General features: G+C 55.0%; 9 protein-coding genes. All 9 read left to right on the top strand.

The features are described from left to right. The first annotated feature begins 8 nt into the window (after positions 1-8). The gene (locus C173_RS11525) at positions 9-1,469 is read left to right on the top strand and encodes an NHL repeat-containing protein (RefSeq protein ID WP_036724917.1); all 1,461 of its coding nucleotides are present in this window, start codon (positions 9-11) and stop codon (positions 1,467-1,469) included. Beyond that, positions 1,466-2,092, top strand: coding sequence for a YIP1 family protein (locus C173_RS11520; RefSeq protein WP_036724916.1), 627 nt, complete (start codon positions 1,466-1,468; stop codon positions 2,090-2,092). The genes C173_RS11525 and C173_RS11520 overlap by 4 nt, the downstream gene beginning before the upstream one ends. Positions 2,093-2,106: 14 nt before the next feature. Continuing rightward, positions 2,107-4,671, top strand: coding sequence for a DUF5696 domain-containing protein (locus C173_RS11515; protein ID WP_036724914.1), 2,565 nt, complete (start codon positions 2,107-2,109; stop codon positions 4,669-4,671). Continuing rightward, on the top strand, positions 4,668-5,573 hold the full coding sequence (locus tag C173_RS11510) for a carbohydrate ABC transporter permease (RefSeq protein WP_036724913.1): 906 nt from the start codon (positions 4,668-4,670) through the stop codon (positions 5,571-5,573). Before C173_RS11515 ends, C173_RS11510 begins: the two co-directional genes overlap by 4 nt. 16 nt (positions 5,574-5,589) lie before the next feature. Continuing rightward, positions 5,590-6,540, top strand: coding sequence for a carbohydrate ABC transporter permease (locus C173_RS11505; RefSeq protein ID WP_036724912.1), 951 nt, complete (start codon positions 5,590-5,592; stop codon positions 6,538-6,540). Positions 6,541-6,559: 19 nt separating this feature from the next. Continuing rightward, positions 6,560-7,810 (top strand): endo-1,4-beta-xylanase, encoded by a 1,251-nt coding sequence (locus C173_RS11500; RefSeq protein ID WP_036724910.1) that lies wholly within the window; start codon positions 6,560-6,562, stop codon positions 7,808-7,810. A 237-nt stretch (positions 7,811-8,047) separates the two neighbouring features. Next, positions 8,048-9,721 (top strand): extracellular solute-binding protein, encoded by a 1,674-nt coding sequence (locus C173_RS11495; protein ID WP_036725098.1) that lies wholly within the window; start codon positions 8,048-8,050, stop codon positions 9,719-9,721. 33 nt (positions 9,722-9,754) lie between these two features. Next, positions 9,755-11,512, top strand: coding sequence for a sensor histidine kinase (locus tag C173_RS11490; RefSeq protein ID WP_036724908.1), 1,758 nt, complete (start codon positions 9,755-9,757; stop codon positions 11,510-11,512). Next, positions 11,490-12,324, top strand: an 835-nt coding sequence (locus C173_RS11485; RefSeq protein WP_036724906.1) for a response regulator, incomplete at its 3' end; no start/stop codon positions are given. The genes C173_RS11490 and C173_RS11485, both read left to right, overlap by 23 nt.

Here is a 12,324-nt window from a genome sequence, read left to right as displayed (position 1 = left end):
CGGTGACAATGGTCGCAAGGATAAAGAAACTGAGAACCGGTCTGCTGGCCTTGTGCTGCCTGGTCAGTCTGGGGCTTGGCGGAGAGCTGGCCCTGGCAGAGAGCGCAGCCCCTTCCTACAATTATTCATACTGGGGGAATGCGGTGGCGGCTCCGTCCGCCTACGAGGCTACTACGCTCATCACGGGTGCCAGCTCCGGTGCGGGCCCATTCAACAATCCGCAGGATATCCAGGTTACGGCGGATAAGCAGATCTATGTTCTGGATAGCGGCAATAACCGGTTTGTGATTCTGGATCAGGATTACAAATCCGTCAAGACGGTAGACGCGTTCCAGTTCAAGGGGAAGGCGGAGAAGTTCAACAATCCGCAGGGCATCTATGTGACGCAGCAGAAGGAGATTTATGTTGCGGATACGGGCAATAAGCGTATCGTCCATCTCGACAGCGACTTCAAGGCCGTGGGGATCATTGAAGCCCCGAAGTCCGAGCTATTGCAGGCGAACTTTGAATTTCAGCCTGTCCGTGTTGCTGTAGACAAAGCGGACCGCATCTATGTGATGTCGGCCGGCGTCTTCGACGGATTCATGGAATTCGGGGCGGATGGTGTGTTCAAATCGTTCATTGGCGCGAACCGGGTGCATGTCGATGCGGTGGAGTATTTCTGGAAATCGATCTCCACCAAGGCGCAGCGTGAGCAGATGGTGATGTATACGCCTACCGAATTCACCAATCTGGATATTAATGATGAAGGCTTTCTGTACGCTACCAACGGTGACGATTACGGGGACCCGATCAAGAAGCTGAACGCGCAGGGGGCGGATATTCTGCGGAGAGAGGGCTATTACAAGCCCAGCGGTGATCTGCTCTACTCCACGCGCTCAGGGGGTGCCCCGCGGCTCGTGGATATTGATGTGAGCGACAGTGAAATATATGCGGTGCTGGATGCCAGCCGGGGCCGGGTGTTCACGTACAACGGGGACGGCTATCTGCTGTACATTTTCGGCGGAATTGGTAACCGTCTGGGCGAATTCAACACCCCGGTTGCCATTGAGCACAGCGGTGACGATATTCTGGTGCTGGATCAGGCGCTGGGTGAAATCACGGTATTCCAGACCACAGAGTATGGAAGAACGCTGAACAGTGCTGTGCGCAGCTACTATAACGGTGATGAGGAGATGGCTTCCCAGGAGTTCCGCAAGGTCGTCAACCTGAATGCGAATATGGAGTATGCCTATGCGGGCATAGGCAAGGCTTATCTGCGGCAGGGCGAGTACAAGGAGTCGGCGGAGTATTTCGAGCGCAGCATGGACCGGACCAACTATTCCAAAGCGTTCCTGCTCTACCGTAAGGAAGTGCTTCGCGGACATTTCTCCACCATTATGACGGCTCTGATCGCGCTGGTGGCCCTATGGCTGGGCCTGAGAATGTACCGGAAAATGAAGGCCAGAAAGAAGGTGGAGCTCCATTGAACAGAGAAGCGCTGCAACATCCGCTGTATGTGATGGTTCATCCGTTCAACGGATACTGGGACCTCAAATATGAACGCAGTCAAAAAACCAGTCTGATCATCTCCTTCGGTATTCTGTTTATGCTGATTCTGACGAATGTTCTGGGCAATCAATACAGCGGGTTCCTGGTCAATATGAATAATCCCCGGTATCTGAACAGCCTGCTGGAAGCGGTCTATGTGCTGGTTCCTGTTCTGTTCTGGTGTGTGGCAAACTGGTCGCTGACTACGCTGATGGACGGGGAGGGGAAGTTCACGGAGATTTTTATTACCACCTGCTTCGCCCTAGTTCCGATTGTCCTGATTAATTTCCCATGGATCTGGATCAGCAATTTCATCTCGGCCCAGGAGAGCTCTTTTTATTACTTTTTCAAAAACTTTGCCATTCTCTGGTCGGGACTGCTGCTGTATGTGGGCATTATGACCGTTCATCAGTTCTCCCCGTCCAAAACGATCGGGACGATTCTGCTGACGCTGCTCGCTATGGCCTTCATGGCTTTCCTGACCCTGCTGTTCTTCAGTCTGGTTCAGCAGATGATTGCATTCGTCTCGACCATATACCAAGAAATTGTCTTGAGGAGATAGGAGGAGGACCGGGAATGAGGAAGCCGTTAATCATGCTGCTCTCGATTCTCTTCAGTATGAGTGTGCTGGCCGGCTGTTCGGCGTCAAGCTCAGGCAGCCAGGCCAGCGGGCATGAACCGAATCTTGAAGTGTCCTTTACGGAAGGGAGCGCGCTGAAATCTGCCTTCACCGATAGTGGGGTGAGCGGCATGACAGGGGTGCTCGAGAACGCGCAGCTCCGGCTGTTCATGGATGAAGCTACCGGAGGGATTGCCGTCAAGAATCTGTCGGACGGTACGGTCTGGTACAGCAACCCGCTGGACCGTGAAGCGGATGCCAAGGCCAGCGGGGATAATAAAGACCTGCTGTCCGCGCAGCTCAAGCTGGATTTCTATAACAACCTGGGTCAAGTCAGCTCTGTCAATTCATATACAGACAGCGTAGCCCATAAGCAAATGAAGATGGAACTAACGCCGGAGGGCGTCAAGGTCTTCTACCAGTTCGGAACGACCGCCGCAACGGCGGAGGATCTGCCGATGAAGATGGGCAAGGAGCGGTTCGAGGAGAAGATCATGAGCAAGATGGATAAGACCGGGCAGCGGACGATGAAAATTGCCTACACCTTCGATGAGGAGAACGGGGTATATACGCGAAACGATGAAGCGCTGAAGGGGCTTCAGCTGGAGCGGACCCTGAAGGGCTTCGAGAAGGCGGGGTACACAGAGGAAGATCTGCAGCAGGACATCGCCGAGAACAAACTCAGCCAGACCAAGCCTGCGCCGCGTATTTTCCAGCTCGCCATTGAATACGCCCTGGACGGGGATCAGCTGGTCGTCAAGGTTCCGGCAGCGGATATCCGCTATCCTGCGGATTATCCGGTGAATGACATCTCCCTGCTGAGCTTCCTGGGTGCCGGAGGGAGCAAGGATTCGGGTTCCATCCTGGTGCCGGACGGCTCAGGAGCGCTGATTCATTTCAATAACGGCAAGATCCGTTATCCCGCATATAAGCAGGCGGTATATGGTGTGGATGGGACGATGGAGACCACAGATGCCTATGCACAGCAGCAGGAGGTCAAGCTGCCGGTGTTCGGCTTGATCCGGGAGGAAGGCGCCATGCTGGGCATTATTGAACAAGGCGCGTCCTTGGCTACCATCAACGCGGATACCAGCGGCAGATTGAATGGATACAACTATGTGTATCCGAGCTTCACCCTGATTGCCAAGGGAGATCTTACCCTGACGTCAAGCGATCAGAACCGCACCCTGCCGAAATTCCAGCAGGAGCCGCCCAAGACAGATTACGTTGTCCGTTATGCGTTCCTGAGCGGAGAGGAAGCTTCCTATCCGGGCATGGCGCGTTATTACCAGAGCTATCTGGCGGAGCATGGCGGACTGCCTGAGGCACAGCCGGCCGCTTCCGCAGAAGCTCCTGTGAATACGCCGTTCTATCTGGAGCTGGTGGGCGGAATCACGAAGACCAAGCATGTCCTCGGCATTCCGTATCAATCGCTGGAGGCATTGACCACCTTCGAAGAGGCCCAGAGCATTTTGGAGCAGATGAAGCAGCGCGGCATTGATCATATCAAGCTGAAATATGCCGGCTGGTTCAACCGGGGCCTGGATCACAAGGTGCCGGACCGGCTGTCTGTGGATCAGGCGGTCGGCGGCAGCAAGGGATTGAACCGGCTGGCAGCATACGCTAAGGAGCAAGATATTCAGCTCTTCCCTGACGTGGCTCTGCTTCGGGCGAACCAGACCTCCGGCTTCCGTATTAATCAGAAGGCTTCCCGGATGCTCAGTGAGATTCCGGCAGCTGTCTATCCGTACAATATGGCCTTGAACCGGCGGGACCGTTCCTTCACGCCTGCCTACATTATTTCGCCAAGCAGGGTCGGCGGATATGTCGATGCCACGCTGAAGGAGATTGCGCCGTTTCAGACCGGGGGCATCTCACTCAGGGATATGGCCGATCAATTGAACAGCGATTTCCGTAAAAATCAAGAAATTGACCGGTCTGCGTCCGAGCAGATATCGGTCCAATCACTGGAGAAGATCACCGGACAGTCCCTGCGCATTCTCGCGGACGGCGGGAATGCCTACGCCCTCCCGTATCTCTCTGACATTACGGATGCTCCGGTGTCCAGCAGCCGGTTCAAGCTGGAGGATGAGGAGATTCCGTTCTATCCGATGGTGGTGCGGGGATATGTGAATTACACCGGCAAGCCTTTTAACCTGTCCACGTTCACGAATCCAAGGCAGTATATCCTGAAGAGTCTGGAGTACGGCTCCGGTATCTATTATGAATGGATGTATGCGCCTAATTACAAGGTGAAGGATACCGACTTCGATAACCTGTATGCGGTCAATTACGAGCAGTGGATCAACCAGGCAGCCGATATGTACACTGAAGTGAACGGAGTGATGAAGAACGTTCAGAATCAGCGGCTGACGGGTCATGAGAAGCTGGCAGACGGTGTCTATAAAAGCACTTACGGTAACGGGATGTCTGTCATCGTCAACTACAATAAGACAGCAGTCCTTGCCGAAGGCCGGACGGTTGAAGCCGAAAGCTATATTACGGGTGGTGAGCAATCTTGAAATCCATACTTAGACTGGACCGCAGATCCTACAAAGAGCAAAAGGCATTAATGGGCTTCTTCTATGTGCTGCCCTGGCTGCTGGGGTTCATCTTCTTCTTCCTGATTCCGTTGTTGTCTTCGCTGCGCTACAGCTTAAGCTCGGTGCAGGCTAATTCCGACGGACTGATTGTTCATTTCAGCGGCTTCCAGAATTATGTCGAAGCGCTGACGGTGAATACCGAATTCAACCGCTCGCTGGCCGATGCCATTATGAATATGGTCATCAATGTGCCGCTGATCGTCATCTTCAGCCTGTTCCTGGCGGTGCTGCTGAATCAGAAGTTCATCGGCAGATCGCTGGCCCGTTCGATTTTCTTCCTGCCCGTTATTCTGGCCTCCGGGGTCATTCTGAGCCTGGAGAGCACCAGCCTGATTCAGGCGGTCAACGATCAGAATGCCGGAGCGGGAGCGATTCAGGGACTGGGCACCTTCGAGCTGGAGGGGCTGATGCTGGATGCGGGCTTAAGCGAATGGGTAGTGAACTATCTGACCAGCGCCGTGAGCCGCATCTATAGTATTGTAAGCCAGTCCGGCGTACAGATTCTGATTTTCCTGGCAGGTATCCAGACCATCTCGCCGCAGCTGTATGAGGCGTCCAAGATGGAAGGGGCAACCGGCTATGAGGCCTTCTGGAAAATCACTTTTCCCATGGTCAGCCCGCTCATTCTGGTGAATTCCATCTATACGATTATCGATTCCTTCTCGAATAACGCCATGACGGACCTGATCCGGGAGACCGGCTTCACCCAGTTCAACTTCGGTCTAAGCTCTGCGATGGCCTGGCTGTATTTCGCCGCAGTGGCCTTAATTCTGGCCGTCAGCAGCTATCTGATCTCGAAGAAGGTCTTCTACTATGATTAAAGGGAGGATGGGACTAATGCATGCGACCCGCTTACTGTCGCTCGAACGCTGGAAGAAATGGATATGGTCCTTCGTGCGGCTGACGCTCATTGCAGGCCTGTCGTTCGTGATCCTCTATCCGGTACTCCAGAAGATATCCACGGCCTTCAAGGCCAAGAGCGATCTGTATTCACCGATTGTCGTCTGGCTTCCCGAGAATTACACGCTCGACAATTTCGTCAAAGCGATTGGAATTATGGATTACTGGCAGGCCTTGCTGAATACCTTCACCCTGTCGGCGCTGACTACAATCTTGACCGCCATCTCCTGCGCGCTTGCAGGGTATGGCTTCGCCCGGCTGAAGTTCAAAGGGAGCCAGCTGCTGTTCGCCGGGGTCATATTGACGATCCTGGTTCCGCCGATCACGATTCTGATTCCGGTCTACCTGAATTTGAAGGATTTCAGCCTGATGGGGCTGATTCCGCTCTTAACCGGCGGCAAATCGGTGAATCTGCTCAACACCTACTGGCCGTTTATTCTAACCTCTGCTACGGCGAATTCGCTGAAGGCGGGGCTGTACATTTTCATCTTCCGGCAGTTCTTCCGGGGGATTCCCAAAGAGGTGGAGGAAGCGGCTTATATCGACGGGGCCGGGGTAGGCAAGACCTTCTACCGGATTATGCTGCCTAACGCGATACCGTCCATTGTTACGGTACTGCTCTTCTCGTTTGTGTGGCAATGGAACGACAGCTTCTTCACCACGACTTATCTGACATCCAGCAAGGTGATGGCGACCCAGCTCGGCTCGTTGCCGTATAATCTGGCGATTCTGCTGGAGGACGGCGCCAATTCCAAGGCTGATCCGTTCTACCTCAGCATGGTCCAGGATACAGGGATTCTGCTGGCGATTCTGCCGCTGATCATTATCTACCTGTTCGTGCAGCGGTATTTTGTGGAGAGTATTGAGCGTACCGGGATTGTGGGTTAACCGTAGAAGGAGGATGACTGTGCGCCAAAATAACAGAACAAGCACTCCGGCCAGATTGGCCCGGAGTATAGTCTTCGCAGCCGCGCTTCTAGGGTTATCCGGCTGCTCCGCTCCTGGCGGGGATGCGGCTCCTGCTGCATCCCCGCCAGGGAATGTAGCGTCATCCCCGGCGGCCTCGCCCGCCGGGACTCCGGCCGCTGCCCTTGCAGCTTCGCCTGAAGCTGCGGCAGAAGCTCCGGTGCAGCAGGAGGCTCCGCCGCTGGCGGCAGCCTATGCGGATTACTTTCCTATAGGAGCTGCAGTGGAACCGGACCAATTGGAGGGTCCCGCAGCCGAGCTGCTGAAGCGGCATGTGAACTGGCTCGTGGCCGAGAATGCCATGAAGCCGGATGCAATTGCACCGGCTGAGGGCACCTTCACCTGGGAACGGGCCGACCGGATCGTCGCCTTCGCGAAGGCGAACGGCATGGGGCTGCGCTTCCACACCCTGGTGTGGCACAGCCAGACACCGGAATGGTTCTTCCGGGACGAAGCCGGTCAAGCAATGGCGGATGAGACCGATGCAGCAGGGCGCGAAGCGAACAAGAAGCTGCTGCTGAAGCGGCTAGACAGCTACATTACCGCTGTTGTCAGCCGTTACAAGGACGACATCTCCTCCTGGGATGTAGTGAATGAGGTGATTGAGCCTGGAGACCCGGATGGCATGCGGGCCAGCGACTGGTATAAGATTACCGGCACCGAATTCATCGAGACAGCCTTCCGGGCGGCCCGCAAGGCTGGAGGGCCGGAGCTTAAGCTGTATATTAATGATTACGGCACAGATAATCCCGAGAAGCGGGACCGGCTCTACGAGCTGGTGAAGGACATGCTGGCGAAGGGGGTGCCGATTGACGGGGTTGGCCACCAGACCCATATTAATCTGGATTATCCTTCGGTGGAGAGTATTATCGAGTCCATGGAGAAGTTCCATGCCCTCGGCCTTGATAATCAGATCACCGAGCTGGATATGAGCCTGTATGTCTATAACGATCTCAGCGATGTCGGCCCTGTAGTTCCTGATGATATCCTGCAGCGGCAGGCTGCGCGGTACGGCGAGCTATTCGCTGCTCTAAGAGACAGGAAGGAGCTGTTAAGCGGGGTCATGTTCTGGGGCATTGCGGATGATCATACCTGGCTGAGCACGTTCCCGACTGAGCGGACCGAGGCGCCGATGCTGTTCGACAGGCAGCATCAGCCCAAACCGGCCTTCCAGGCGGTCACAGATTTTTAAAAATATAAGAATTTATATGTTGCACACGATAACTTATCCTTCTATTTTCCGCTGAAACGGTACCGTCCTTAAAAAGGACGGCAAAGCCGTTTCCACTTGATTGGTAAAGAACGGGTAAGCCAAACAAGAAATGCACCTTACAATTTCATTATTTTTGCCGGGATAATATAATATTCCGGTAATAAATAATCTTGCAAAGTGAGGTTGCAACTGGTGCCCAAAACAATCAAGAATACAATGGCCTGGACTGTCGCTGCATGCATGGCCGTACAACTGTTAACCGCTTGTGAGAGAAGCAATAACCTTGCGGAGCGTTCTCCGGTTCCTGAGGGACAGCCGGGGAGCGCTTCGTTATATGAAGAGCCGGGTCTAAGCAAATATGATCCGCCCATCCAGCTGTCGTTCGTACGTGAGAACAACGATGCGCTGGAAGAAATACTGAAGGAATTGCCGGGAGAGTCGCTGGAGCATAACCGCTGGACCGAGCTGTATGAAGAGGTGCTCGGCATTAGGGTCACCTATGATTGGACGGAGTGGAGCTCCATCTACTCCCGCAAGCTGGGGGTATCTCTGGCCTCCGGGGATATCCCCGATATTGTGCGGGTGAATGCTTCGCAGCTCAGGGTGCTGAGCAATGCAGGGCTGATCCAGGACCTGAGCGAAGTCTATGACCAGTATGCAACCCCGTTAACCCGCAAGGTGCTGAGCGAGGAAGGAACGGGTCCGTTCGAGACGGTTACCCTTGACGGCAAGCTTATGGCGATCCCGGAGACCAATTCGTCCATTGAGGGCGCGATGTTCCTGTGGATTCGCACGGACTGGCTGGAGCGTCTCGGCCTGCAGCCCCCGCAGACGATGGCAGAGGTGCTGGCTATTTCGAAAGCGTTTACGCAGCAAGATCCTGACGGTAACGGCAAGCATGATACCTATGGCCTTGCGGTCACCAAATATCTGTGGGACCCGGTCATGGGACTTACCGGGTTCATGGCCGGTTATGGTGCGTATCCCGGAATCTGGATTAAGGACAAGACCGGCAAGCTGGTCTATGGAGGGATCCAGCCGGAGGTCAAGCATGCCCTGCAGGTGCTTCAGGAATTGTACCGGACAGGACAGATTGACAGGGAATTCGCCTTCAAGGACGGGGTCAAGGCCAGCGACTGGATTGAGCATGAGCAGGTTGGAATGATGTATGGGGAGCAGTGGGGCTCCTTCCTCGTGCAGTCCAGCCGTGAGCATAATCCGCAGGCTGAGTGGCAAGCCTTCCCGCTGGTCTCGGAGTCGGGTGCCGCGCCGAAGGTGCCGCTTCCGTTCAGCACCAACCAGTTCCTGGCGGTCAAGCAAGGCGTCCAGCATCCGGAGGCGCTGATTAAGCTGATTAACCTGCATCTGGAGAAGAATTGGGGGGCTACGAGTGAGGTGGAGCGGTACTATAACGCTCCGCAGGCAGTGTGGAAGCTGTCGCCGGTGACGCCGTTTCCGGTGCAGAAGAACCTGGAGGCCTTCCGGGAGCTGGAGACCTTCCGGCGCACCGGCGATGCCTCCGTGCTTCAGGATGAAGCGAAGACGATCCAGAAGCGGATTGCCGCTTACGAGGCAGGAGGTGCGGACAGCGAGACAGGCTGGGGCTGGGAGCGGACGTACGGGCCTTCGGGTGCTTTTTCCATCTTGGACGGGTATGAACGTAAATCTCAGCTGCTCTATGAGAGCTTCGTCGGCGCACCTACAGAGACGATGATCGAGAAGCAGAATATTCTAAATAATCTTCAGATTGATGCCTTTCTTGATATCATTCAGGGCAGACCGCTCAGCGAGTTCGATAATTTCGTGGCACAGTGGAACAAGCTGGGCGGCGAGCAGATTACGGCTGAGGTCAACGACTGGTACGCAGAGAAGGGCGGGAGCAGCAAATGACCGGACCTGAGCAGACGAGTGGAGGCGGTACACATGCTTAAGTTTCCTGCGGTGTCGATGCGCCACACGATTTTTATCCGGATGGTTGTCACTTATCTTGCTATTATTCTGCCGATTCTGCTGCTGGGACTCTACCTCTACAACTGGAGCTACAGGAATGCAAGTCAGGACCTGTCCAGAGCGACCCTGTCGCAGTTAACCTATTATCTGGAGGACCTGAACCGCGAGGTGGAGTGGATGGAGATCCAGCAGTATGATCTTGCCCAGGATACCGAGCTGAACAAGATTGCCGTGACCTGGAATTACATGGACGATGTTCAAAAGCGGGAGAGCCTGAACTACATCACGCAGCGGCTCACCTCCCTGAAGAACAGCAGCGCCTACATCGGCGATGTGTTCGTTCATATCCGTACCATTAATAAAACGCTGTCCGCGATGAACGGCATCGATGATTTTGACAGCAGCAAGTTCAATTTCTTCCGGTCCGTCGATCTCAGAAAAGAAGGCCGGCTGATCAACTGGAACAACTTCCTGGAGCTAAGCGTTACCCAATCCAGCGGCAGGAGGAATGAGCCTCCGCTCTTCATCGTGCAGATTGAGCTGGACAACGAGAAGCTGAAGGATTCGCTCCGGGCGATTAGCGCCTACGAGGAGAGCGGCTCGCTGCTGGTCTCGCGGCTGACGGATTATGCACTCGGTACAGAGAACAGCTCCCCGGAGCTGATTGAGAGCTATCACCAGGCAATCGATGAGGGGAATCTGTACAACTGGGAGCTGGAAGGAATCCGGTATCATATTGACAGCTTCACCTCGGACAAGCTGGGGATGGCTGTGGCCACCTATTTGCCTGAGAAGGCGGTCAAGCGGCCGCTGACCAAGTTCGTGGTCTGGGCCTGGCTGTTCGCGGCGGCGTCCTTCCTGGCGGTGCTGATCTATTCCTACGCGACCTATAAGTTCGTCCAGAAGCCGCTGCTTGTGCTGATCCGCAGCTTCAAACGGATGGAGAGCGGCTCGCTGGATATTCAGATTGACCATGGCCGCAAGGATGAATTCGGCTATCTGTATCTCCGGTTCAACCAGATGCTCAGCCGGCTGCGGATGCTGATTGACCAGGATTACACCCAGAAGCTGATGATGCAGCGGGCGGAGCTGAAGCAGCTCCAGTCACAGATCAATCCGCATTTCCTCTATAACAGCTTCTTCATTCTCAGCGCTCTGGCGAAGCAGGGGGACAGCTCCCGGATTGAGGAATTCTCCGGCATGCTGGGCGAATATTTCCGGTTCATCACCCGTAACGGAGAGGATAATGTCCGGCTTGCGGAGGAGACGCGCCATTCCCGGATGTATACGGAGATCCAGAAGATGCGCTTCTCCAGGCGCATTCAGGTTCAGTTCGATGAGCTGCCGGAAGACATGGAGGAGCTGCGGGTGCCGCGTCTGATTCTCCAGCCGATTATCGAGAATGCCTATGAGCATTGTCTGGAGAAGCAGGCGGAGGATGGGGAGCTGCGGGTTTCTTTTGAACAGGAGGAACGGGAGATTCGCATTATTGTTGAGGATAACGGAAGTGGGCTGACCGATGAACGGATCGAGACCCTGAGAAGGCGGCTGAATCAGAACGGCGGAACGCATGAAGTCACCGGCATGAGCAATATCCACCGGCGTATCCAATTAATCTACGGGGAAGGCAGCGGCCTGTTCCTGGACAGAAGCATGTTAAACGGCCTCCGGGTCGAGATCCGGATTAGGCTGACGGGAGGTGAAGGTCTTGTACAGACTATTGATCGTTGATGATGAAGAGATAATAACAGACGGCTTATACGAGGCGTTCAACCAGCTGCTTCCGGACAAGCTTGATGTCTACAAGGTCTATTCGGCCAAAGCGGCCCTGGAGTGGCTCTCGCGCACCCGGATCGATATTGTGCTGACCGATATCCGCATGCCCGGCATGAGCGGGCTGGAGATGTCTGAGCAAATCCGGGAGTTTTGGCCGCGGTCACGGATTGTTTTTCTGACCGGCTACAGTGAATTCGATTATGCCTATAGTGCGCTGCAGCTTCCCGGGGCCCGTTATCTGCTGAAGACGGAGGGCTTCGACAAGATTATTGAGACGGTGCAGGAGGTGCTGCAGGAGATTGAGCAGGGCAATATGCTGAGCGAGCTGCTGGAGCAGTCCAGGGAGCAGCGCGATTCCATGGAGACGGCGGCGCAGGGCGATTATCTCCGCCATCTGCTTCAAGACAGCCAGGCCTTGTGTAAGGATACGGATGCGTTACGTGCAGACTTCAGCAAGCTGGGTATCAGCCTTAATGCGGATACCCCGGTCATGCTCGTTCTTGGACGGCTTACCTACCCGGAGGGCATCTCTTACATGGACCGGCGTGAGCTTCTGACCTCTTCCCGGCTGATCTGGAATTCCCATCTGGCGGAGATGACCCGGCATGCCTGGGTGCTTGACAGGCACGGGGATCTCCTGTGGCTGCTGCAGCCTCTGCACAATGCCGGGGCTGCCTTCGGCGTGAATTTCGCGCGGTATCTGGAGGGGACGCTGGAGATGATCCAGGAATCCTGCCGGCAGACGCTGGGCCTGCCGGTTGCTTTTA

Origin of the sequence: Paenibacillus sp. FSL R7-277 (assembly GCF_000517965.1) — a bacterium.
GTDB lineage: Bacteria > Bacillota > Bacilli > Paenibacillales > Paenibacillaceae > Paenibacillus_AQ > Paenibacillus_AQ silagei.
The sequence above is the reverse complement of the archived record's forward strand: the minus strand, read 5'-3'. Positions and strand labels throughout refer to the sequence as shown.